16 protein-coding genes are annotated in these 23,403 nt (G+C 68.1%); 4 read left to right on the top strand and 12 right to left on the bottom strand.

Features of this window, described 5'->3' with window-relative positions:
- Positions 1-30: 30 nt before the first annotated feature.
- The 6 genes from selB to fdnG all read right to left on the bottom strand — a co-directional run bounded on the left by selB (position 31) and on the right by fdnG (position 9,165).
- Complete coding sequence (gene selB, locus IP91_RS03050; RefSeq protein ID WP_145647288.1) at positions 31-1,920, bottom strand: selenocysteine-specific translation elongation factor; 1,890 nt, start codon at positions 1,918-1,920, stop codon at positions 31-33.
- Positions 1,917-3,338 carry an L-seryl-tRNA(Sec) selenium transferase gene (gene selA / locus IP91_RS03045; protein WP_145647287.1) on the bottom strand — a complete coding sequence of 474 codons (1,422 nt, stop codon included), beginning with the start codon at positions 3,336-3,338 and terminating at the stop codon, positions 1,917-1,919. Before selA ends, selB begins: the two co-directional genes overlap by 4 nt.
- Entirely contained in the window at positions 3,335-4,363 is a 1,029-nt protein-coding gene (fdhE, locus tag IP91_RS03040; protein WP_145647286.1) for a formate dehydrogenase accessory protein FdhE, read from the bottom strand. Before fdhE ends, selA begins: the two co-directional genes overlap by 4 nt.
- Positions 4,364-4,524: 161 nt before the next feature.
- Positions 4,525-5,184 (bottom strand): formate dehydrogenase subunit gamma, encoded by a 660-nt coding sequence (locus IP91_RS03035; protein ID WP_145647285.1) that lies wholly within the window; start codon positions 5,182-5,184, stop codon positions 4,525-4,527.
- Positions 5,181-6,092: a formate dehydrogenase subunit beta gene (gene fdxH, locus IP91_RS03030; protein WP_145647284.1), complete on the bottom strand. Its 912-nt coding sequence runs from the start codon at positions 6,090-6,092 to the stop codon at positions 5,181-5,183. Before fdxH ends, IP91_RS03035 begins: the two co-directional genes overlap by 4 nt.
- A gap of 1 nt (position 6,093) precedes the next feature.
- A complete protein-coding gene (fdnG, locus tag IP91_RS03025) occupies positions 6,094-9,165 on the bottom strand; it encodes a formate dehydrogenase-N subunit alpha (RefSeq protein WP_145647283.1) in 3,072 nt (1,023 codons plus the stop codon).
- Positions 9,166-9,573: 408 nt separating this feature from the next.
- Between fdnG and fdhD the strand changes: the two genes are divergently transcribed.
- The 3 genes from fdhD (at position 9,574) to IP91_RS03010 (ending at position 11,591) form a co-directional block, all read left to right on the top strand.
- Entirely contained in the window at positions 9,574-10,413 is an 840-nt protein-coding gene (fdhD, locus tag IP91_RS03020) for a formate dehydrogenase accessory sulfurtransferase FdhD (protein WP_145647282.1), read from the top strand.
- Positions 10,414-10,572: 159 nt separating this feature from the next.
- Complete coding sequence (locus tag IP91_RS03015; RefSeq protein ID WP_145647281.1) at positions 10,573-10,824, top strand: hypothetical protein; 252 nt, start codon at positions 10,573-10,575, stop codon at positions 10,822-10,824.
- A gap of 83 nt (positions 10,825-10,907) precedes the next feature.
- Entirely contained in the window at positions 10,908-11,591 is a 684-nt protein-coding gene (locus IP91_RS03010; RefSeq protein ID WP_145647280.1) for an SOS response-associated peptidase, read from the top strand.
- A 71-nt stretch (positions 11,592-11,662) separates the two neighbouring features.
- Here IP91_RS03010 and IP91_RS03005 read toward each other — a convergent pair whose 3' ends face one another.
- Both IP91_RS03005 and IP91_RS03000 read right to left on the bottom strand, forming a co-directional pair.
- Entirely contained in the window at positions 11,663-14,422 is a 2,760-nt protein-coding gene (locus tag IP91_RS03005; RefSeq protein ID WP_145647279.1) for an EAL domain-containing protein, read from the bottom strand.
- Positions 14,422-15,339: a phosphate/phosphite/phosphonate ABC transporter substrate-binding protein gene (locus IP91_RS03000; protein ID WP_145647278.1), complete on the bottom strand. Its 918-nt coding sequence runs from the start codon at positions 15,337-15,339 to the stop codon at positions 14,422-14,424. The genes IP91_RS03005 and IP91_RS03000 overlap by 1 nt, the downstream gene beginning before the upstream one ends.
- A gap of 298 nt (positions 15,340-15,637) precedes the next feature.
- Between IP91_RS03000 and IP91_RS02995 the strand changes: the two genes are divergently transcribed.
- Complete coding sequence (locus IP91_RS02995) at positions 15,638-15,973, top strand: hypothetical protein (RefSeq protein WP_145647277.1); 336 nt, start codon at positions 15,638-15,640, stop codon at positions 15,971-15,973.
- A 78-nt stretch (positions 15,974-16,051) separates the two neighbouring features.
- On the opposite strand, the gene IP91_RS02990 is transcribed toward IP91_RS02995, so the two are convergent.
- From IP91_RS02990 to IP91_RS02975, 4 genes are all read right to left on the bottom strand, one after another.
- On the bottom strand, positions 16,052-19,027 hold the full coding sequence (locus tag IP91_RS02990; protein ID WP_229473793.1) for a DUF4982 domain-containing protein: 2,976 nt from the start codon (positions 19,025-19,027) through the stop codon (positions 16,052-16,054).
- Positions 19,024-20,289, bottom strand: coding sequence for an SGNH/GDSL hydrolase family protein (locus IP91_RS02985; RefSeq protein WP_229473790.1), 1,266 nt, complete (start codon positions 20,287-20,289; stop codon positions 19,024-19,026). The genes IP91_RS02990 and IP91_RS02985 overlap by 4 nt, the downstream gene beginning before the upstream one ends.
- 410 nt (positions 20,290-20,699) lie before the next feature.
- A complete protein-coding gene (locus IP91_RS02980) occupies positions 20,700-21,617 on the bottom strand; it encodes a polysaccharide deacetylase family protein (RefSeq protein WP_145647276.1) in 918 nt (305 codons plus the stop codon).
- Positions 21,618-21,630: 13 nt separating this feature from the next.
- Positions 21,631-23,268 (bottom strand): sialate O-acetylesterase, encoded by a 1,638-nt coding sequence (locus IP91_RS02975; RefSeq protein ID WP_229473788.1) that lies wholly within the window; start codon positions 23,266-23,268, stop codon positions 21,631-21,633.
- Positions 23,269-23,403: the final 135 nt, after the last annotated feature.

Below are 23,403 nucleotides of genomic sequence, written 5' to 3'. Positions count from 1 at the left end.
ACTACTTGGAAACGCGCTGGCTCGCGCTGGTCACATCGCTTCCGGCCAGCTCGCGTTGGGCCGCACCAGGTGGCTGTTGCGGACGCGGCGAGTATAGCCGACCCGGTCGAAATACTCCAACACCTGGATCGCGCGTTTGCGGCCCAGGTCCGTCGCATCGCGGAACGTCGCCGCCTGCGTGTCCGGCAGCGTGGCGACAATGCGCGCCATGTCCGCCAGCGCGCGCGGGTGGTAGAACAGGTCCGGCACCACCTGCGACAGCTGCCCGGCGCGCGCCAGCTTGCGCAGCAGCCGCCGCACTTCGTCTTCCGGCACGCGCTGTGCCTTTGCCAAGTCGCGCACCCACGGCGGATCGAAGCGGCCCTGCTCGACGGCCGCCAGCAGCGGTGCCGCCAGCGCTTCTTCTTCCTGCGTCAATGCCACGCTGTGGCCCGGCAAGTGCAGGCTGTGGCCCCTCTGCGCGATGCTGCCTTGCGCGAGCATGCGGGCGGCGAGGGCGCTCCACAGGGCATCTTCCGCATCCGGCTGCGCCATGCGTTTCAGCCGCCACAGTTCGGGGCCGGCGTCGTCCGGATGCTTCGCATGGAAGGTCGCGAGTGAGGCCAGCACCGAGCCCTCCAGCTGGGCCAGCGCCGCCTCCATGATCCACAGCTCTTCGCCGCCGGACAGCGGCACGCGCAGCGCGCCCACGGGCAGTGGCAGCGCATCGGGCGGCAGTTGCGTGAGGCGCACCAGGGACGCCGCACGCACGCCGAGGGGGCTTTGCGCCAGCAGTGCGGACACGTCGCCGCCATCCAGGTAACTCTGCAATGCCTCCAGCCACGCCAGGCGCGCGGGACTGCGGCGCTTGCGCGCCGCGCCGAACGGGTCGAGCACCACGCCGCCGCCGATCGTCTGCGTGGCCTGCGCATTGCGCACCACGAAGCGGTCGCCCGGCACCGCGTGCAGCGGCACGTCGAACACCAGCTGCACGCGCGCGGTCTGGCCCGGCTGCACCGTCTCGGCATCGAGCGGCACCACATGGGCCGTATGGTGCGCGGCGCCCAGGTGCACGTGCACCGGCGACCAGGCTTTCAATACGCCGCTGGCCAGGGTCAGCCGCGCGTCGATGCGCTCCGACACGTCGGCCAGCGCGGGGGCGACCACCCAGCTGCCCCGTTCGATGTCTTCCTTCGCCACGCCGGCCAGGTTCAGCGCGAGACGCTGGCCCGCATGGCCCTGCGTGGCGGTGCGGTTCTGCGCATGGATGGCGCGCACGCGGGCGCTCTGGCCGCCGGGGGCCAGCACGAGCGTATCGCCCACCGCCACGTCGCCGGACAGCGCGGTGCCCGTGATGACGGTACCCTGGCCGGCCAGCGTGAACACGCGGTCGACGCCCAGGCGGAACAGGCGCTGTTCGTCACGCGACGGCAGCGTTTGCGCGATGGCGGCGAGGTGATCGAGCAGGGCGGCGACACCGGCATCGCCCGGGTTGGTCGCGGCGGTGCGGAACACGGGTGCGCCGGCGAATGGCGTATCGGCGAGAAGCACCGCGATGTCGTTTTCCACGGCGGCGATGCGTTCGGCATCGGCGCGGTCGCATTTCGTCAGCGCGACGGCGCCGCGCGTAACGCCCAGCAGCCGCAGGATGGCCAGGTGCTCGACGGTCTGCGGCATGATGCCGTCGTCGGCCGCAATCACCAGCAGGGCGACATCGATGCCCGTCACGCCGGAGGCCATCGTGCGGATGAATTTCTCGTGGCCCGGCACGTCGATCACGCCGAGCACGGAACCATCGGCCAGCGGCACGTAGGCGTAGCCCAATTCGATCGAGATGCCGCGCGCCTTTTCTTCCTTCAGGCGGTCGGTGTCGACCCCCGTCAGCGCGCGCGTGAGGGTGGTCTTGCCATGGTCGATGTGGCCGGCGGTACCGACGATCATGCGCGGCCCAGGTCGGTCAGTTGCGCCTCGAATTCGGCGGCATGCGCCTCTTCCAGGCAGCGCAGGTCCAGCCACAGCGCATCGTCCTTGATGCGGCCGATGACGGGCACGGGCAGGTCGCGCAGGCGGCGTTCCAGCACGCCCAGCGGATTGCCGCGCGTTGCTGGCGCAGAGCGTATCGCCAGCCCGTAGCTGGGCAGGTTATCGACGGGCAGGGCGCCGCTGCCGATCTGGCTTTGCATCGGTTCGGCGGTGACGGTGTACGTGTCGCCCAGCGCCCCCTGCACGGCCGGCAGCAGCCGTTCGGCCAGTCGCCGCATCGATGCCGCCGGGCGGGTGAGCAGCCGCAGCGTGGTGAGGCGGTCGGCCAGCAGGTCCGGCGCGTGGTACAGCGCGAGCACGGGTTCCAGCGCGGCGAGCGTGAGCTTGCCGACGCGCAGGGCACGCTTCAATGGATTCTTCTTGATGGCGGCGATCAGGTCCTTGCGGCCGGCGATGATGCCGCACTGCGGGCCGCCCAGCAGCTTGTCGCCGCTGAAGGTGACGAGGTCGGCGCCGGCGGCGATGGTCTCGCGCACCGTCGGTTCATGGGGCAGGCCGTACTGTTCCAGGTCGACCAGGGTGCCGCTGCCCAGGTCCACGGCGACGGGGATGCCGTGCTTCCTCGCCAGCGGGACCAGCTCTTCCAGCGTGACTTCCTTCGTAAAACCGGTGATGGCATAATTGCTGCAGTGGACCTTCATCATCAGCGCGGTCTTTTCGCCCGCCGCCGCATCGTAGTCCTTCTCGTGCGTGCGGTTGGTGGCGCCCACTTCGACGAGCGTGGCGCCGGCGCGCGTCATCACGTCCGGGATGCGGAACGCACCGCCGATTTCCACCAGCTCGCCGCGCGAGACGATCACTTCGCGGCCCATCGCGACCGTGTTCAGCATCAGCAGCACGGCGGCGGCGTTGTTGTTGACGATGGTGACGGCTTCGGCGCCCGTCAGCTTGAGGAGATGTTCCTCGACGAGGGTATCGCGATCGCCGCGCTTGCCCGTCTCCAGATCCCATTCCAGGTTCATCGGCCAGCGCAGCGCGTCGGCCACGGCCTGCACTGCCACGTCGGGCAGCAAGGCGCGGCCGAGGTTCGTGTGCAGCACCGTGCCCGTCAGGTTGAACAGGCGGCGCATGTGCGAGCGGTTGGCGTCGCGCAGGCGTTCGGCCAGCGCGGCCAGCACGGCGGCCTGGGACGTGTCGGGGGCGCCGCCGTTCACGAGCGATTCCCGCAAGCGGGCCAGTACCTCGCGCAGCACATTGACCGTCTGCTCGCGGCCGAATTCGGCCACCAGCGGCTGGCACGCCTCGGCGGCAAGCAGCGTGTGGACGGCCGGCAGCCGCAGGCCCGGTGTCGCCTTGCCTGACGCGCCGTCCATCATGCCGGGCTGCCCAGTCGCAGCAAGGGGTTGCCGCTGGCGCGGGCGTAGCCCAGCTCGGACACCAGCACGTCCAGCACCAGGCTGGCCAGGTCGTCGGCGAGCGGATCGACGTTGTAGTCGTGCTCCTGGTTGAAGATCTTCCGGTAGGTATGGCACTCGTCGCAGGTTTCGGCACGTGCCACGCGGGTCGGGTCGTTCGCCTTGTTCATCATCTTGCCTTCCCTGGCGGCGGCGATGTTTTCCTCGACCAGGTTGGCTTCGGCGTCCGTCAGGCCCTGGTAGGCGATCTTGCTGGTCGATTCGCAGCAGGAGCACTTCACGCGCACCATGTGCCATTCGCTGGCGCACAGCTGGCAGTGCAGGTAGCGGTAGCCCTGCGACTGGCCGCCGATGCGGATCACGCTGGCGACGGGATGCGAGCCGCACACCGGGCACAGCGTGCCGGTGATCAGCGGCTGGGCCCAGCACTCGTCCAGCTGCGACGCCATGAGGCTCCAGGTGGCCTGCAGCGCGGCGGCGATGAACGGCGCGTGCAGCGGGTCGATGCCTTCGGCGAATTCGCCCAGTACCGCATCGGCGGCGCCTTCCAGCTGCGCTTCATCGAGCGCGCGGAGGGCGGCGATTGCCGTCACCAGCTGCGGCTGGTCGGCCGATTTGGTGGCCAGCCTGTCGAGGATGGCGGCATACACGGCGCGCCACTCGGCGGGGCGCTGGCCGGTGGCCGGGAGCACCGGCATATTGTGTTCGTGCGCGACGCGCATCGTTTCCGTGTCCGGCAGCGGTATGCCGGCCGGCAGCAGCGTGGCGACGACGTCGGCCTGCGCCTGCACCAGTTCGGCCATCAGCTTTACGTAGCTCGACAGCGTGGCATCGACGGACGTGCCCTGGATGTTGTTGGCGGCCAGCTGGCGCAGCCGCTCTGCGCGGGCCGTGTACAGGACGCCCGGCTGCGGCAGCAGCAGGCGGGGAATGGCGGTGTGGTCGAGACCTTCGATCTCGCCGGGTTCTAGCAGACGCTGTACCAAATTAACTCCAGTGTTTCCTCAAAAATGGGGACAGACCCCATTTTTGAAGAAACTAATTTCCCGGAAAATGGGGTCTGTCCCCATTTTTCGGGCAACTTTTAATGAAAAAACCGGGCCACAGGGGCCCGGCCGATTTTAGACCATTACGCAGGAACGCGTACTCAGCGGTCCGATTTGCGGATTTCCGACTCGAACCAGCGCGGGTGATGCTTGCGTGCCCAGCCGTAGGTGACCGTGCCGCGCACCATCGCGCCCATCGAGCCCTTGATCCAGAAGCCCGCGTACACGTGCACGATGATCGACATGATGATCACGAACGCGAAGAACGCGTGCAGCAGCGAAGCCAGGCGCACCAGCTCGATCGGGAACAGGAACGTGAAGTACACGCGCCACATCACGATGCCGGTCAGCAGCAGGCCCAGCATCGACACGATCAGCGCCCAGAACAGTAGCTTCTGGCCGGCGTTGTACTTGCCGATGCGGGGCAGCTTCTCCTCGCGGTTGGCCAGCACGTCGTCCATCTGCTTGAGCCACTGACGGTCCGACGCGTCCAGGAAGTTGTGGTGCCAGAAGCGCAGCACCAGCACCAGGAACGACAGGAACATCACCACACCGATGAACGGGTGCAGGATGCGCGTCCACTGGCCGCCGCCCAGGAACACCGCCATCCACGACATGGCCGGATGGAACATGGCCAGTCCGGACACGGCCAGCAGCACGAAGGCAATCGCCGTGATCCAGTGGTTGGTGCGTTCGTTCGGCTTGTACCGCTCGATGAGCGGCAGGCCGTCCTTGTCCTTCAGTTCGACAGTGCGCTTCATGTCTCCTCCCTGATCCGCTTGGCGTCGTGCAGTGCTTCCTCTTCCTCCGCCGCGCTGACCTCGTTAGGGCCGACACGGGTGTAGTGGAAGAAGCCCGCCAGTGCCGCCGCCGCCATGCCGGCCAGCGCCAGCGGCTTCGTCAGCCCTTTCCACAGGCCGACCATCGGGCTGATGGACGGATTGTTCGGCAGGCCATGGTACAGCGACGGACGGTCCGCATGGTGCAGCACGTACATCACGTGCGTGCCGCCCACGCCGGCCGGGTCGTACAGGCCGGCGTTCTCGTAGCCGCGCGACTTCAGGTCCTCGATCCGCTCGGCCGCGTGCTCCTTCATGTCTTCCTTGGTACCGAAGACGATCGCACCGGTCGGGCACGTTTTCACGCAGGCCGGTTCCTGGCCCACCGCCACGCGGTCCGAGCACAGCGTGCACTTGTACGCGCGGTTGTCCTGCTTCGAGATGCGGGGCACGTTGAACGGGCAGCCCGTCACGCAGTAGCCGCAGCCGATGCAGTTCTCTTCGTGGAAGTCCACGATGCCGTTGGTGTACTGCACGATGGCGCCCGGCGAAGGACAGGCCTTCAGGCAGCCCGGTTCCTCGCAGTGCATGCAGCCGTCCTTGCGGATCAGCCATTCCAGGTTGCCGTCCTGCTTCTCGTGTTCCGTGAAACGCATCACGGTCCACGATTGCGGGGTCAGGTCGATCGGGTTGTCGTACACGCCGATGTTCTCGCCCACCTCATCGCGCAGGTCGTTCCATTCGGAGCAGGCGGTCTGGCAGGCCTTGCAGCCGATGCATTTCGAAACGTCGATCAGCTTGGCGACCGTGCCCGTGATGGGGGCGCGGGCGGCCGGCGGCTGGACGGTCGTGGCGGAAACGCGCCTGATGTCTAATGATTGCAGTGCCATGTTATGCCTTCTCCACTTTCACCTGGAACGACTTGAACTCGGGGGTCTGCGAGTTGCCGTCGCCCACCGCCGGGGTCAGCGTATTGGTGAGATAGCCAGGCTTCGTCTGGCCTTTGAAACCGAAGTGCAGGGGGATGCCCACCGTGTGCGTCGGCTTGCCTTCGATGGTCAGCGTCTTGATCCGCTTCGTCACCACCGCCTTGGCGATGATGTGGCCGCGTTTCGAGGACACCTTGACCTTGTCGCCGGCGATCACGCCGATTTCCTTCGCCAGTCCCTCGCCGATTTCCACGAACTGTTCCGGCTGCGCGATGGCGTTGAGCCTTGCGTGCTTGGTCCAGAAGTGGAAGTGCTCGGTCAGGCGGTAGGTCGTCGCCACATGCGGGAAGTCCACGTGCGTGCCGAGCTGGGCCCGGTCGTTCGGGAAGATCCGCGCACCCGGGTTCGAGGTCGCTGCCTTGTTCTTCGGATGCATCGGGTTGTAGCCCAACGGATTCTCGAACGGCTCGTAGTGCTCGGGGAACGGACCCTCGTTCATCTGGCCGCGGGCGAAGAAACGCGCCACGCCTTCGGCATTCATGATGAACGGGTTCATGCCGTTGGCCGGGTCTTCGTCCAGCTTGAAGTCCGGCACGTCGGCACCGCTCCACGTGGTGCCGTTCCAGCCCACCAGCTTGCGCGTCGGGTCGAACGGTTTGCCTTTCGTGTCGCAGGAGGCACGGTTGTACAGCACGCGGCGGTTGGCCGGCCATGCCCAGGCCCAGCCCAGCGTGTTGCCGATGCCGGTCGGGTCGGAGTTGTCGCGGCGGCCCATCTGGTTGCCCGCGGCCGTCCAGCTGCCGGCGAAGATCCAGCAGCCCGAAGCCGTGGAACCGTCGTCACGCAGTTGCGAGAAGCTGGCCAGCTGTTCGCCCTTCTTCAGCAGCACCTTGGTCGGATCTTTCGGATCCGAGATCTCCTGCAGCGCCTTGCCGTTGAATTCCATGGCGATTTCTTCGGGCGTCGGGCTGTCCGGACGGGCGTACGGCCACGTCAGGTTCAGGATCGGGTCGGGGAACTTGCCGCCTTCGGTCTGGTACATCTTGCGCAGGCGCAGCCACAGGCCGGACATGATCTCCAGGTCGCTACGGGCCTGGCCCGGCGGCTCGGCGCCCTGCCAGTGCCACTGCAGCACGCGGGACGAGCTCACCAGCGAACCGCGCTCTTCGGCGAACACGGTCGTCGGCAGGCGGAACACTTCGGTCTGGATCTTGGTCGGATCGACGTCGTTGAATTCGCCGTGCGGCTTCCAGAATTCGCCCGTTTCGATGGCCAGCGGATCCATGATGACGAGGAACTTCAGCTTCGACAGCGCCTCGATGGTCTTCTGCTTGTTCGGGGCGGAGGCCAGCACGTTGAAGCCCTGGCAGACGTAGCCGTTCATCTTCCCTTGATGCATCAGCTCGAGCGTCTGCAGCAGGTCGTACGGCTTGTCCAGCTTCGGCAGGTAGTCGAACGCGAAGTTGTTTTCCTGCGTTGCCGCGTCGCCCCACCAGGTGCGCATGAAGCTCACGTGGAACTTCTTGTAGTTGCTCCAGTAGGAAAGCTGGTTCGGCCGCAGTGGCTTCGGTGCACGCGCTTCGATGAACTTGTCGAAGTCCTGTTCGGCATCGAACGGCAGCGTCATGTAGCCCGGCAGCAGGTTCGACATCAGGCCCAGGTCGGTCAGGCCCTGGATGTTCGAGTGGCCGCGCAGTGCGTTCATGCCGCCGCCCGCGATACCGATATTGCCCAGCAGCAGCTGGACGAGGGCGCCCATGCGCAGCGTCTGCGCGCCGGTGGAATGGTGCGTCCAGCCCAGTGCGTACAGGATGGTACCGGCGCGACCGGGCACGGCCGTCGACGCGAGCGTCTCGGCGACCTTGTGGAACTGCTCGGAAGACACGCCGCAGACGCGGGTGACCATCTCGGGCGTGTAGCGCGAGTAGTGCTTCTTGAACAGCTGGTAGACGCAGCGCGGGTGCTGCAGGGTCGGATCGACCTTGGCATAGCCGTCTTCGCCCATCTCGTAGTTCCAGCTGCTCTTGTCGGTGTACTTGCCGGCAGTGGCGTCGTAACCGGTGAAGATGCCGTCGTCGAACGCGAAGTCTTCGCGCACGATGAAGGACATGTCCGTGTAGTTCAGGACGTATTCATGCTGGATCTTGTCGTTCGTGATCAGGTAGTTCGCGATCGCGCCCAGGAACACGATGTCCGCGCCGGTACGCGTGGCAACATAGTAGTCCGCCACGGACGCAGTACGGGTAAACCGCGGGTCCACCACGATCAGCTTCGCCTTGTTATGGGCTTTCGCTTCGGTGACCCACTTGAAACCACACGGGTGCGCTTCGGCGGCATTGCCGCCCATAACCAGAATCACATCGGCATTTTTAATGTCGACCCAGTGATTCGTCATCGCTCCACGGCCAAACGTCGGGGCAAGACCTGCCACCGTCGGACCGTGTCAAACACGCGCCTGGTTATCGAATGCGAGCATCCCCAGACTGCGGACAGTCTTGTGGGTCAGGTAGCCGACTTCGTTGCTGGCGGCCGAGGCAGCCAGGAAGCCGGTGGACAGCCAGCGGTTGACCGTCTTGCCGTCGGCGTTCTTCTCGATGAAGTTCGCATCGCGGTCGGCCTTCATCAGCTTGGCGATGCGGTCGAGCGCGTCGTCCCAGGAGATCTTCTTCCATTCCGTGCCGCCCGGTTCCCGGTATTCCGGTTCCTTCATGCGGTTCGGCGAGTGGATGAAGTCGATCAGGCTGTTCCCCTTCGGGCACAGCGTGCCGCGGTTAACGGGGTGATCGGCGTCGCCTTCGATGTGGATGATGCTGGCCGCCGCGTTCTTCGCGCCGTCGCCCAGGCCATACATCAGGATGCCGCAACCGACGGAGCAGTAGGGGCAGGTGTTCCGGGTTTCGGTCGTGCGCGCGAGCTTGTACTGCCGGACTTCGGCCATGGCCGTAGCCGGCGCAAACCCGAGCGCCGCGATACTCGAACCCGCGATGGTCGCGCCGGTCACCTTGAGGAACTGGCGCCGTGACATCTGGTTCATACGATTCCTTTATAAGGATTTATAACTTCGGGCGACTGATGGTGTCACCGCCACTGGGTATTTTCGCAGGAAACTTCCGGTGCTGCAGGAACAAGTGCGGGACTACGTACTATCCCTTATGAAATGCGGCAAATTTAAAACAGTTCGTTAGCAATAAATCAGCGAACCGTGTCATACAAGAGATGTCTAATACAAGACTGCCAACAGCCGGGCCCGTGTCCACCGTGGGGTCAGACCCCGACATGGACACGAGCTGAGCAGTCAGTGAGTGCGAATCGGGCAAAGCCACCTGGCGATGCTGCGTGATTGTTGAGCTCGTGTCCGTGTCGGGGTCTGACCCCGAAGTGGACACGAGCTGTGCCGTTGGCGGCGGCCACGTTGCGGGCGGTGATGTGGCATCATCGCGGGATGACTGCCGATACCTGCCCCATCGTCCCCGACCATCCACTTCCCGAGCCCGCCGCGCGGCATGAGGTGCTGCGCGTGAAAGCGGGCGTGGCGGCGCACACCGGGGATTCGCTGGCCGAGGAGGTGCCGGTGGCGCTGGTCTACAACGGCATCTCGCACGCGGTGATGATGGCCACGCCGGCGGACCTGGAGGATTTCGCGCTGGGATTTTCGCTGACGGAAGGCCTGATCGACCATGCCGGCGAGTGCTACGGCATCGACATCGAGGCGGTCAACGGCGGGGTGGCCGTGCAGCTGGAAGTGGCCAGCCGGGCCTTCGTGGCGCTGAAGGAGCGCCGCCGCTCGCTGGCGGGCCGCACGGGCTGCGGCCTGTGCGGGGTGGACAGCCTGGACCAGGTCTACCGCGCCTTGCCCCCGCAGGCCGGCACGCAGGTCCTGACCGGCGCGGCAATCCGGGGTGCGCTGGCCGCCTTGCCCGCCCGGCAGGCTCTCAACAGGGTCACCGGCGCGACGCACGCCGCGGCGTGGTGCGATGCGGACGGCACCCTGAAGGTGGCGCGCGAGGATGTCGGCCGCCACAATGCGCTGGACAAGGTCGTGGGCGCGCTGGCGCGCCAGCCGGACCTGCGCGAGGGGGACGGTTTTGCGCTCGTCACCAGCCGTGTCAGCGTCGAGATGGTGCAGAAGGCCGCGATGGCGGGCGCCTTTGCCATCGTCGGCGTCTCGGCGCCCACCGCGGCCGCGGTGCGGATGGCGGAAGGGGCGGGGATGGTGCTGGTGGCCTTCGCGCGGGGCGAGCAGTTCGTCTGTTATGCGGGCCAGGATCGCCTGGTGCCCTAGGCGTCGGCACCATGTATCCGTTGCTACGAAGAACCAACCGGTAGTAAGTGCCTTGCCGATAACATTGGTCGACATGAGGCATAGGCTGACACGCGCCCGGCACGTGTGCTGACGGCGGGCGGCTCTCATCCGCGGTGTAATGGTGGCGAGGAATCCACCATGAACAAATCACACACCTGCGGCAGTGCGCCGCCCTACACGCTCGGCCTGGAAACGGTCGGCATCGACGATGTACTGCAGGCCTGCGATCTTGTCGGACAGCTGCTGCAGGCCGTCTCGCCGGATGCCAATCCGCGTGCCGCCGCGCGCCTTCTCGCCGAGGCCTCCAGCGCCGAACACCACAACAATCCCCTGGCCAGGACCATCCTCGTCCAGGTCGCCCGCGCCCTGCAGCGCCGCGACCTGCAATAAGCTGCAACACGATCCCCTGGGCGACGCTCCCTTGGCGGGCACCGCCGCTGTCGGCCTGCTACCATGCGCGCTGCGGAGGATCCATGTGCGTCAATTACGTGACCGTCAGGCGTGACAGCCTGGCTTCTTTCGGCATCGCCACGGAGGCGATGCCGGCCGGCGAATGGGAGCCGGAAATCTGGCAGGACTATGCGGCGCCGATCATCGTCGCGACGGCCGACGGCACCCGTCGTGGCCTCGTGGCGAGCTACGGCATGGTGCCGCAGCACCGCTTCCCGCCCGGCACGCGCGGCTTTTCGACGATGAATGCGCGCAGCGAAACGGCCGGCACGCTGGCCAGCTTCCGCGACGCGTGGGCCGCCTTCCGCTTCTGCCTGATCCCGATGGAACGCTGGTACGAACCGAATTACGAGGGAGTTGCCAGCACGGGCAGGAGCGAGCGCTGGGCCATCGGCCGCGCGGACGGGGCGCCGCTGGCCGTGGCGGGGCTCTGGCGTGCCTGGCAGGCGCCGGATGGCCGCCGCACCGGTTCGTTCACCCAGCTGACCGTCAATGCCGATGCGCATCCGCTGCTGGCGCGCTTCCACCGCCCGGGTGACGAAAAGCGCGCGCTGGTGCCGGTGGCGCCCGGCGATTTCGATGCGTGGCTGGGTTGCCGCTCGCATGCCGCGGCACGCCAGCTGCTCGCGCTGCCGGATGCAGCCGTCCTGTGGGCGGCGCCGGACCCCATGCCGCAGGCCGTGACCTTGCAGGCCGCGCTGTTCTAGCGGCCGATCCCGTCAACGGTGGCCGAGGTGCCGACCACCCCACCGGATCCCGGGCGGCATGGCATGCCCGATCAGACCGCCATCTCCATGAGCGGACCGAAACGCTTCAGGCAATCCGCCGCCGCCATCGGCCGGCCGTAAAGGTAGCCCTGGATCTCGTCGCAGCCGTTCTCGCGCAGCGACGCCAGCTGCGTTTCATCCTCGACGCCCTCGGCGATGGTGCGCAGGTTCAGGCTGTGCGCCAGTGCGATCACGGCACGCGTGATGGCCAGGTCCTCGGAATCGCCCGGCAGGTCCCGCACGAAGGCGCGGTCGATTTTCAAGGCATCGAGCGGGAAGCGCTTCAGGTAGGAGAGGCTGGAATAGCCGGTGCCGAAATCGTCGATCGACAGGCCGATGCCGGCCGCCTTCAGCCGGTGCATCGCCGCCTCGGCCGCCGCCGGATCGGTCATCAGCATCGACTCGGTGAGCTCGAATTCCAGTGCGGCCGGGCTGATGCCGGCGCCGTCGGCCGCGGCCAGGATCACGTCGACCAGGTTCTCCTGCTGGAACTGGCGCGCCGACAGGTTGATCGCGACCGGCACGCGCGGCATGCCGGCGTCGCCCCAGGCGCGGATCTGCATGCACACGGTATCGATGACCCAGGCGCCGACCGGCAGGATCAGGCCGCTGTCCTCCAGGATCGGCACGAACACGTCCGGCGGTACCGGACCTTCTGCGCCGGACCAGCGCAGCAGCGCCTCGAAGCCGGTCAGCCGTCCGGTCGCGATGTCCTGCTTCGGCTGGTAGGCCAGCGCGAATTCGCCGCGGCCCAGCGCACCGCGCAGCCGCGATTCGAGCGACATGCGCCGCGCCACGCGTTCGTTCATCGCGGCCTGGAAGCGGCAGCTGCGATTGCGGCCCGCCTGCTTGGCGCCGTACATCGCCGTGTCGGCATTGCGCACCAGGTCCTGTGCGACCGTGCCGTCGCGCGGGCTGGCGGCAATGCCGATGCTGGCGGCGATGAACACCTCGTTCCGGTCCAGTGCGAACGGGCGGCGCAGGCTTTCCACCAGCCGTTCGGCGCAGGCATCGACGGTGGCGTCGTCCAGGCCGGCGGGGCAGATCACGGCGAATTCGTCGCCGCCGAGCCGCGCCACGAACGCGCCCTCCGGCACGGCGGCACGCAGGCGGCACGCGGCTTCCACCAGCAGCGCATCGCCGGCCGCATGGCCGAGGGTGTCGTTGATGTTCTTGAAGTGATCCAGGTCGATCAGCAGCAGCTGCATGGCGCCGCCCGGCACGACGGCCCGTTCCAGCTGCTCGCCGAAGGCGGCGCGGTTCGGCAATGACGTCAGCGGATCGTGCGTGGCCAGATAGCGCAGCCGGTTGCTGCTGTGGTGGCGCTCGGCGGCATTGGCGAAGGCGGCGGCCAGGCTGTCGAGGAAATGGCGGTCCTCGTCGGTAAACGCGTTCGGCACATGGCCGTAGACGGCCAGCGTGCCCGGCACGTCGCCCCAGCGCAGCGCCACGGCCATGCGTTCGGCATGGCCGAGCGGCTCGTCGGTCGACACCCCGCCGCCCGGTTCGCCCGGATACCAGGCGGCCACGCAGCGGTTGCCCGACGCATCATGGCGGAGCAGGGCGGCACAGTCGGCTTGCAGGCCGACCGCGGCGGCGCGCACCAGCAGCTTGCACAGCGTGTCGTGATCGGTCTCCGTCAGCGCGAAGCGGGCGAAGGCGGCGGCCTGCTCGTGCTTGCGCGCGTGCGCCAGCGCCAGCTGCTCGCTGCGGCGCCGGTCCGTGATGTCGATCTCGATGCAGATGTATTTTTCCACCGCGCGCGCCGCATCGAAGATCGGCACCAGCGTGCGGCGCCGCCAGTGGGCCTGGCCGGTGCGGTCCGTCAGGCGTACTTCGCCCGTCCTGACGGCGGCGCCGGCCACGCCCTGGCGCAGTGGCACCAGCACTTCGCCGATCTCGTCGATCGACATGGCCAGCAGTTCCTCGCGGCTGTAGCCGGAAGCGGCCACGTAGCGCTCGTTGACGGAAACGATGCGGCCGGCCGGATCGAGCTCGCAGACATTGCAGGCTTCGTCCAGCGCGTTCTTGTGCTGGATGAGCGAATCGATCAGCGTGTCGATGCGCTGGTCGAACTGGCTGCGGATGCTGTGCGTGATGCGGTCGACGGCGCGCATCGCCTGCTCGATCTCCAGTGGCGCATCGCCCGGCCTTGCCGCCGCATCGGCCACGCCGGCGGACAGGTCCGCCTCCACGCTCTGCAGGCGGGTCAGCTGGCGCAGCCAGCGGCTCAGCAGGTACTGCATCGCGAACAGCGACAGCACCAGGCAGGCGCAGGCCAGGCCGGCCGCGTCGCGCAGCAGGTGCCACAGGCGTGCCGCGATGGCCGCCTCGTCGAAGGTGAAGCGCATCACGCCGTAATCGTGGCCGCCGACCGAGATCGGCCGGTTCACGTCGTACAACCGTTGTGCCACCATGTCGACGATGAACTGCGGTGGCTGGTCGCCCATCTCGCGCGGATCGGCAATGCGCAGCGTATTGCCGCCCATGTCGATGAACGCGGCGGCGCGCAGCGGCGAGTTGTGCAGGGTTTTCGCCAGCGTGCGCTGCACCGTGTCGTAGTCGCCGATGACGACGCTTTCCTCGACGGCCTGCGACGCCACCTCCGCCAGCATGCCGGCCATGTCCTGCACCTCCTCGATCTCGCGCAGGAACTGCAGGCGGTAATAGGTACCCAGCCCCAGCACGAGGAAGCACACCACGGTGACGCTGTACAGGGCCAGCATGCGGCCCCACAGCGTGCGCGGTACCAGGCGGCGCAGGACGTCCATCAGCGCAGGCGTGCCGGCGCGCGGCTGTAGAAGTCGCGGTAGGCGTCGTAGTCGCCTTCCTTCGCGGGCACGAAGGTGAACGGCGCCATCTTGATCAGCGCGGCCGCTTCGTCGAGGATGCGGCGGCCGCGCGGATCGGTGGCCATGCCCAGGAAGGCCCGCGCCACGGCATCGGCCTGGGCCGCCGGGACGCGGCGCGAGACCATCAGCGCCAGGTCATTGAACGGGGCGGACTGCCACAGCACGCGCAGCGGCCGGCCGGTACGCGCTGCGTAGGCCTCGGCCAGCTGCGAATTGGCGCCGACCGCGCGCGCCTTGCCGCTTTCGAGCTGCGCGAAGGCGCCGTCCATGTTGCCGGCAAAGACCACGTTGACGGGCACGTCGCGCCGCAGCAGTTCGGCGTAGCTGACCTTGTAGGCGACCAGCGCTTCCGGACCGGGGAACGCCACGTCGCCACCGGCCAGTTGCGCCACGTTCTTCACGGGCGAGTCGGCCAGCGTCACGAGCTGCGAACGCACCGGCGGCGCGTCGCGACGGGCCAGCACGCGCCAGCCCATGCGCTCGCGCTCCGGCGAGAACAGGTGGTTGGAGAAGGCGAAATCGACTTCCTGGGCCAGCACGAACGAGGTCGTATCGGCGGACGTGCGGCCGATCTTCAGGCGCAGCGTGACGCCGCTTTTCTGCGACACATATTCCATGATGGGATTCCAGAAGCTGGCCGTGACCTGCACGTTGTACTGGTTCACGGGCGAGAACTGGTACGTGGGCGCGGCGGCGGCGGCCGCCCCTGCGAGCAGGCCCGCGCAGACCGCACCCGCACGTATCAGGCGCGCCACGCGGTGGAACGCGGCGGTCGGGGGCGGCGCAGACGGGCAGGCCGCTTGCCGGAGGCGGGCGGCACGGGGTAACGGATACATCAGGACTCCTGGTACAGGGAAGGCGGCTACTGCGGGCGCGATGAATGACTGCGCGAAGCGTGAGATTGTAACGCAAATTTCCGTACGGTAACGTTCAATTGCACATCAACAGGTGGCAAAGGTGATAAGGACGATGTAACGAATACAACTCTGGCAGGCGCCCCCCGGCCGGCGCAATTGTTAAAATCGTCCGTATGCAATTGTTATGGAAAAATGTTGAAAATTCATCTTGTGGCGGTTGATTTGTTGTTGCACCGCCTGCATATCGGCAAGGTAGCAGATCACTAGGAGAACTCAGATGAACCACATGCACAATAACGATGAAGCGGCAGGGATCGACGAGGCCTACAATCCGGGCCGGCTGCTCGATGCCCTGGCCGAACGGCTGGGCGCCAAGAATGACGCGGCGCTGTCGCGCGCGCTGGAAGTGGCACCGCCCGTGCTGAGCAAGATCCGGCACGGCCGCCTGCCGGTCGGCGCCACGATCCTGCTGCGCATGCACGAAGCGAGTGGCATCGCGATCCGCGAGCTGCGCGACCTGATGGGTGACCGGCGCGGCCGCATGAGAATGAGCCCGCAGGAATTCCGGCCGAAGACCGAAGGGCAGGGCGAGCAGCCGGCGCAGCGTTCCTAGGCTGCGGCGCCCCGCGCCGGTCCACGCTGCCGCCGGTGTCCTGGTGCCTGGCACCGGGACACGTGCCGCGGCGCGCGTTCAGGGCGCCCGGTAGAACTCGATCTCCACGATCGCCAGCGAACCTTTCGCGGTGCGGTCGGCGCCGGTGTCGTTGTTCTTCTGGTTTGCCACTTCCGTGAGCCGGATGCCGCCCGTGTCGTCGGCCGCGCCCACGAGCTCCACCTGCACCATGCGGCCCTTGCGCGGCTTGAGCGGCAGCGTCACGTAGCCGAGGCTTTTCGGCGTGGTGCCGCTGTACACCTCTTCGCCATCGACGGCGACACGCAGCGGGTAGCTGCGCTGGCGCCAGCCGGAGAGCTTGAGCGTGATCTCGGACAGCGTGGCCGCTTCGGCCAGCGTGTACGTGATCGAAGGCGTACCTTCGCCCGGGTTGCTGGCCCAGGTCGTCGTTTCATCGTCATCGTACGAAGCTGCCGCCGCGGCCGCATTGCTGGCCGCGGCGGCCGAGGCGACCGGCACCGCCACGCGCGAGACCCTGAACGACGGCGTGGCCGGTGTCGGGCCCCGTTCCAGGTGGAGCGGCAGGCCGGCATCGGTCAGCTCGCGCGACAGGCCACCCTGCACCTGCACGGCACGCGAATCGAGCGCGATGGCGGCCGGCGCCAGGCCTGCCGCGCTGGCCCGCAGCACGATGTGGCCCGCATCGGTCGTGCTGCGTACCAGCACGCGGTTGACGCCGCCTTCCACCGGCAGCGCGCGCGCCAGGATGAAATTGTCCGGCCCCTGCGCGATGCCGCCGCGCCATTCGGCCGGGCCCTGCAGGTCGAACCTGACCGTGTCGAGCGCCACCGGGTTGCGGCGGCCCTTGGCATCCACCACCTCGACCTGCACCAGCGCCAGGTCGGCACCATCGGCTTTCAGCCCGCCCGGTCCGGTGGTGGGCGTGAGGCGCAGCGCGACGGGCGCGCCGATCGTCTCCAGCTTCGTCTCGCAGACCTTCCTGCCGGCCGCGTCGTAGCCGACCGCCTTCAGCTCGCCCGGCTGCCATGCCACGTCCGCGAAAGTGAACAGGAAGCGTTCGCTCTGCGCGCCGTCGGCCAGCCTGCGGCCGTTCAGGTACAGTTCGACCCGGTCGGCCGAAGAGATCACCGTCACCGGCTTCACCGTACCGGCCGGGTAGTTCCAGTGGCCGACGATGTGGGCACGCGGGCGCTCCACGTCCACCCAGCCGTCCCACATCACCTGGTGCGCGTAGAAGCCGTCCTTCGGAATGCGCATCGCATCGACCTCGCCGCTGCGGCGGTAGTTCTCGGCGCCCCGGTGGTGCGTGTTCGAATCGGACCAGATGATGTTCACGCCGCCGGACGACACGCGGGTGCCCGTGCCGGGGCGTTCGCGCCAGTAGTCGTACCAGCGCTTCACGTCCTCGATCGCGTGCGAGTCCTGGTTGCGGTTGTAGGTGGCGGCGCTTTCGCCCTTGTGCAGGGGGCCGTCGCCATCCTTGTGGAACGGCGGCGTGAAGTCGTCCCAGAACTTGCGGGCGCCTTCGTCGCGCGAGTACTCCATTGCCCACATGGGGATGCGCGCGCTCTTGTTGATGTATAACATTTCGCCGCCATACTCGGCCACCCCCTGGAGCTCGCTCGACAGCATTTCGCGGCTGCCGGCGGCGCGCCCGCCATGCGGGTCGAAGCGGTCGCGCAGTGCCTTCATCTCGGCCATGTGCGCGGCGCTCACGCCCTTGTTGCCGCTCTCGTAGAACACGATGCTGGGGTTGTTGCGGTGGTAGACGATCGCGTCGCGCATCGCTTCCACGCGCTGCTCCCAGCGGCGGCCCGTCACGTCGGCCTCCGCGTCCCCGGCCGGCATCGCCTGCATCAGGCCCACGCGGTCCAGCGACTCGACATCCTGCTTCCACGGCGCGATGTGCATCCAGCGGATCAGGTTCGCGTTGCTCTGCACGGCCAGGCCGTTGCTGTAGTCGCTCAGCCAGGCCGGCACGGACAGGCCGATGGCCGGCCATTCGTTGGATGTGCGCTGCGCGTACCCCTTCATCTGCAGCACGCGGTCGTTCAGCTTGACCATGCCCGCACCGAATCCGGTCTTGCGGAATCCCGTGCGGGTGACGACGCGGTCGACCGCCTTGCCGTCCACCTTCAGCGTGGTCTCCACGTCGTACAGGTAGCCATATCCCCAGCTCCAGAAGTGCAGCCCTTTCACGGGAGCGCTGGCACGCACGGTGGCGGTAGCGCCGGCCGCGATGGTCTGGGGCGCGGCGGCGTAGCGGGCGACCTGCCTGCCGTCGCGGTCGCGGATGCGCACTTCGTAGGTGAAGGTGCGCGCCTGCGGGTACTCGTTCTTCACTTCCGATTCGGCGGCGACGGTTGCGCGGCAGCCGCCGATGTCGAAGTCGCGCGCGTACACGTAGACGCCGGTGGTGCCCAGCGTGGAGTAGAGCGGCAGCGTCTGGTACAGCCGGTCCGTCACGTGCAGGCGCACGTTCTTTGGCAGGCCACCGTAGTTGGCATTGAAGTTCTTGTCGGCCCACTGGTAGCGCTGGCCGGTGGCCGCTTCCCGGTAGTCCCAGCGGTTGTCGGTGCGTACCGCGATCACGTTGCTGCCTTCGGCCAGCGCGGCCGTGATGTCGAAGCCGAACGCGTTGATGCCGTTCTCGTGCAGCCCGATGCGTTGGCCGTTGACGAACACTTCGGCAGCCTGGCGCGCGCCTTCGAACTCGATGAACACCTTGCCGCCCGCCGCACCCTTCGGCAGCGTGAAGTGCTTGCGGTACCAGGCGATGCCGGTCGAATGGTCGACGATGTCCTTGCGGAAGGCATCGTCCTCGTTCCAGGCGCGCGGCAGCGTCACGCGCTGCCACTTTGCATCGTCGAACGCGGCCTGCGCCGCCTGCGGCGTGTCGGCCACGGCCAGGCGCCAGCCTGGGTTGAAGTTGTACACGGTGCGTTCCGCATGGGCCGGCAGTGCGACCAGCATGCCCGTCGCGCAGGCGAGCAGGGCGGCGCGTGCCAGGGGAGTCAGGGGCGAAGGGATCATCGGTCTTCCATGTCAATGCCCGGTGGGGCGGGTGGTGATGGGGGAGCCGGGCGGCAGCCGGCCAGCCGGTCGAGCGGCACGGCCTGCGCCATCGCGCGGTAGCCGGCCGGGGACAGGTGCAGGTGGTCGCCCGAATCGAACGCCGGCAGCAGGCGGTCGGGCGCCGCGGGGTCGCGCACGGCGCCATCGAAATCGGCCACCGCGTCGAACGCCGGCGCGGTGCGCAGCCAGGCGTTCATCGCCAGCCGGTCCGCCTCGTTGTGCGGCGCCGGCCGGTACAGGGAACTGGCGCCATACGGCATCAGCGTGCCGGCCACGAAGCACACGCCGCGTGCGTGCGCGCGCCCGGCCATCCGGAGCCAGCCGGACTGCAGGCGGGCGACCAGCTCTGCGCGCGTTGCGGCCGTTTCCTGACTGCCCGTGTGCAGGCGGCCCAGGTCGTTCACGCCGATCAGCACCACGGCATGCGTGATGCCGGGGCGCGCCAGCACATCGCGCTCGAAACGGGCCAGCAGGTTTTCGCCGATATCGTCGCGCAGCATCGAATTGCCGCCGATGCCGGCGTTGATGACGGCCAGCGCGGGGCGGCCCTCGGTGCCGGTTCGCCGTGCCAGGAAGTCGGTCCAGCGCTCGTTGGCATCCAGGCCGGCGCCGGAGCCGTCCGTCAGCGAATCGCCGACCGCCACCAGCACGGGCAGGCCGGGCGCCAGCACGTCGATGCCGCTCACCTGGAACCAGGACGTGACGGTGCGTGCGCCTTCCAGCACCGGCCTGGCCGCCTGGTTGCCGGCAGCGACGTACTGGGTCGCATGGGCCGCCACATGCGCGCTCTGTTGCGCTGGCAGCGCAGCCGCATGCAGCGAGAGGGCCACGTCCTGGCCGGCCGCTGCGGGGAAGGGGAGCGGATCGCTGACCGCTTCGGCACCCGGTGCCAATCTGAGGCCGGGCGCGCCGCCGAAGCGTAGCGTGTGCAGTCGTGCGGCATCGATCCGCCCGCTGCCTGCCTGCGCGGGCGCGAACGTGGCGGCATCGATCACGAGCGGCGCATCGCCGTGCAGGTTGCTGAGGTGGACACGTACCTGGCTGCCGCCGGCGGAAAGCCGCATCACCTGGCGCAGGGTCACGTCGCCCCGCTCGGGCAGTGCATTCTTCGCCGGCGGCACCATCAGCGCCGCACCCCAGGCGGCGGCCCAGCCGGTGGCCGAGCCGGTGGCCGTAGCGCCGTTCGCCTGCGGCGGCACGGCCACTTCCGCTGCTTGCACTCTGGCCAACTGCCCGGCCACCGCTGCAGCGAACAGCGCCGCGTGCACGGTGGCACGCACAGCAGCGCGCACAAACACTAATACATTAGCCCGGCGGAGCGAAGGCGCTTCCTGCCCCCGTCCCCGCCCGGGTCCGGGTGCCAGGCATTTGGACATGCTGGAAGCGCGGCCCTGCACGATCGCGCCGTATTGCAGGCACAGGGCGGGGCCGCGAGAACGTCCTGCTACACCGCCATTCGACAAGAATTCGGCAGCGATGGCGGGGTACATGGCACCAGGATACGAGCTCGGCAGCATGGCATGGTGCCTGGCACCAGGACACGAGCTCGACAGGATGGCACGGTGCCGGGCACCAGGACACGGGCTCGGCAGGGGCGTGGCGCACTGCGGATGCCATCGATCGGAGTGGTTCACTTGCAGATCTCCTTCAAATCCAGTGCCGGCAGCGCGGACCGGGTTTCAGCCGGCAGCGCGATGCCTGTTGCCCCCGCCGCACGGGTGATCAGGCTGCCGCCGCCGGGCGTGGCGTAGGCGGGATCGGCCAGCGCGCGGGAAAGTGGCACGTAGCGCGCACCGGCGGCATCGAGCCTTGCCAGCACGTCGGGCAGTGTGACGGCGGAAAAGCCGCCCACGTGCGTGAGCAGCACCAGCGGGATCACGCGGCCGTACAGGCGGCGCGAGGCGTCCAGCGTGTGGGCGATGCCGCGGTCGACAACGTCGAGATAATGGGCCTTCAGCGCCGCGATGGCGGTCTGGTCGTCCTTCGCCACACAGCGTGCATAGGGATCGGTATAGCTCCAGTCGCTGAAGGCGATGCTGACATCGGCGATGCGGTAGCCGCGGCCGGCCAGCCACGCCAGCGCCTCCCTGCCGCGCGCATCGTCGCCCACGGCCAGGTTCGGGAAGCGGAAGTAGTGCCAGTCGGCGCCGGCCATGCGCGCCGCGACGGCCGGCTCGCCCGCGACCACGTCGGCCTGCCAGTCCGCCAGAGAGGGGGCATGCGCCAGGTTCATGTGCGAGTTCGCGTGGTTGCCGAGCGGATGACCGGCGGCGCGCCACAGGTCCAGCACGGCAGCATTGCCGGCACCCTCGGCCAGCTTCGCGGCATTGACGAAGCCGAACGCTTCCGGCACGCCATGCGCCTTGAACGCGTTGATGTGTGCCTGGGCGATGCCGGTCCGCGTCATGCCGGGCGGCAGACTCCCATGCGCGGGCAGGTCGTCGACCGTGACGGCAACCTCGAACGGCCCGCTGGCCGCATGGACCACCGGCGGCAACGTCAACCCGCAGGCAGCTGCGGCAAGAAAGGCGCGGAACAGGATCTTCATGACTGGCCTCCGGTCAGCGTCGCGCCTGCGGCGGCAGGGGATGGTCGCTGCGGAAAGGCCGCGCGGGCAGGCCGGCACCGTTGACGAGGTTCGGCTGCGCCGCCTCGTCCCAGGCGAAGCGCACCTTCTTCGGCCGCGGCACCTTCGGACTGGTGACGATCACCCGGTCCCGCTCGACGACGGCGCCGGCCGGATGCCATTTGCCGTCCGCACCGGCCACGTCGAACCACGTCAGCGCCTTCCCATTGGCCGAGAACAGCCCGGCGCCATGGTCGAACGTGACGACCGCGCGGCCGTCGCGCACCTGCAGGCTGCGGTAGACCGGGCCATAGGCCTCGATGTCCTTCCGGCCGTAGGTCTCGTTCAGCGCGAGGTTGGCCAGCCGGTAGCCGACGGACTTCTTGTCGCGCGGGTGCAGGTCGGTCAGGTCGTCGACGAGGTCCGTGGTGACGACCATGCCGGTGCCGGGAATGCGCAGCGCGGCCGACTGGGCCTCCTGCAGGCGCGGTACGGCTTCGGCATCGAGCACCTGGTGGTGCCGCAGCACGTGGTACAGATGCGGTGCGATCTGTACGTAGTAGAAGGGGAGTTGGCGGGGGAACTGAGTGCCGAATGCGGTGCGCCACGCGCCGACCAGTGCGGCCATCTTGGCCGTGTAGGTGGCACCGTCGTCGGTGACCAGCACGTTCGATTCGCCCTGGTACCACAGCATGCCTTTCAACGCGAACGGTGCCAGGCCGGCCACCATCGCGTTGTACAGCGCCGAACTGTCCATCTCGGCCCGGCCGGCCTGCGACAGGGCGGACGCCGGCGTCCACAGCTCGATGCGGGTACCGCCCACGCTGCTGTCGATCAGGCCCAGCGGCACGCCGAGCTCGCGCTGCAGGCGCCGGCCGAAGAAATAGCCGACTGCGGAGAACTGCGAGCTTTCGATGGATTCGGGCGAGCAGCGCACCCACTGGCCGGCCACGTCCTCCTGCGGTGCGGACGCCTTGCCCCGCTGGACCTTGAACAGCCGGAGGTCGGGCGCCTCGGCGGCCGCGATCTCGGCCGGGGCATCGAAGGTGGGCCGCTCGCCCTTGCGCTCGCCGAGCGGCTTCTGCATGTTCGACTGGCCGGACGCCAGCCACACATCGCCCAGCAGCACGTCGCCGGCGGTGACGGTATTGGTGGCACCGCGTACCTCCAAGGTGCCGGCGCGCGGTGCGTCGCGCAGGTCCAGCACCGTGCGCCAGCGGCCATCCGCGCCGGCACGGGTCTGCGTTGTCACACTGCCTGCGGCCGCATTGCCTGCAGCCGCATTGCGTGCAGCCGCATTGCCTGCAGCCGCATTGCCTGCAGCCGCATTGCGTGCAGCCGTACCAGCTGCAACTGCACTGCTTGCAGTCGCACTGCCTGCAGCCCTACTGCCTGCAGCCGCACTGCCTGCAGCCGTACTACCTCCAGCCACACCACCCGCACTGGCTTCGCCGTACCGGACTTCGACCGTCTCGCCCGGCTCGGCCCAGCCCCACACTGGCGTGGCGGCGCCGCGCTGGAGCACCATGTGCTCGGACAGCACGGCCGGCAGGCGCACGGCCGCCAGGGCGGGCAGGGCCGCCAGCAAGGACGCGGCAAGCGGGAACAGCTTCAGGGCGGGCGGCAGGCGCATGGTCGGGAACGGAACGTGACGAGGTTGCCACGCTAGCGCGGGCGCTGCCGCCTGTCCAGCGCCCGCTGGTATTTTAATGTAACTGCTCACCGAATTGATCCAGGCGCGCCGGGATTGCCGGCACAGGGATGCGGG

This window comes from Pseudoduganella lurida (assembly GCF_007830455.1).
Lineage (GTDB): Bacteria > Pseudomonadota > Gammaproteobacteria > Burkholderiales > Burkholderiaceae_D > Rugamonas > Rugamonas lurida.
Note: the sequence above shows the minus strand (reverse complement) of the source record. Positions and strands in the feature narration are given on the sequence as shown.

Excerpts from the sequence above, each read along its gene's own strand:
- IP91_RS02975 (WP_229473788.1), bottom strand. The coding sequence starts at position 23,268 with ATGCGCCTGCCGCCCGCCCTGAAGCTGTTCCCGCTTGCCGCGTCCTTG.
- IP91_RS02990 (WP_229473793.1), bottom strand. The coding sequence starts at position 19,027 with ATGATCCCTTCGCCCCTGACTCCCCTGGCACGCGCCGCCCTGCTCGCC.
- IP91_RS02980 (WP_145647276.1), bottom strand. The coding sequence starts at position 21,617 with ATGAAGATCCTGTTCCGCGCCTTTCTTGCCGCAGCTGCCTGCGGGTTG.
- fdxH (WP_145647284.1), bottom strand. The coding sequence starts at position 6,092 with ATGGCACTGCAATCATTAGACATCAGGCGCGTTTCCGCCACGACCGTC.
- fdhD (WP_145647282.1), top strand. The coding sequence starts at position 9,574 with ATGACTGCCGATACCTGCCCCATCGTCCCCGACCATCCACTTCCCGAG.
- IP91_RS02995 (WP_145647277.1), top strand. The coding sequence starts at position 15,638 with ATGAACCACATGCACAATAACGATGAAGCGGCAGGGATCGACGAGGCC.
- IP91_RS03000 (WP_145647278.1), bottom strand. The coding sequence starts at position 15,339 with ATGTATCCGTTACCCCGTGCCGCCCGCCTCCGGCAAGCGGCCTGCCCG.
- selA (WP_145647287.1), bottom strand. The coding sequence starts at position 3,338 with ATGATGGACGGCGCGTCAGGCAAGGCGACACCGGGCCTGCGGCTGCCG.
- IP91_RS03015 (WP_145647281.1), top strand. The coding sequence starts at position 10,573 with ATGAACAAATCACACACCTGCGGCAGTGCGCCGCCCTACACGCTCGGC.
- IP91_RS03005 (WP_145647279.1), bottom strand. The coding sequence starts at position 14,422 with ATGGACGTCCTGCGCCGCCTGGTACCGCGCACGCTGTGGGGCCGCATG.
- IP91_RS03035 (WP_145647285.1), bottom strand. The coding sequence starts at position 5,184 with ATGAAGCGCACTGTCGAACTGAAGGACAAGGACGGCCTGCCGCTCATC.
- selB (WP_145647288.1), bottom strand. The coding sequence starts at position 1,920 with ATGATCGTCGGTACCGCCGGCCACATCGACCATGGCAAGACCACCCTC.
- IP91_RS03010 (WP_145647280.1), top strand. The coding sequence starts at position 10,908 with ATGTGCGTCAATTACGTGACCGTCAGGCGTGACAGCCTGGCTTCTTTC.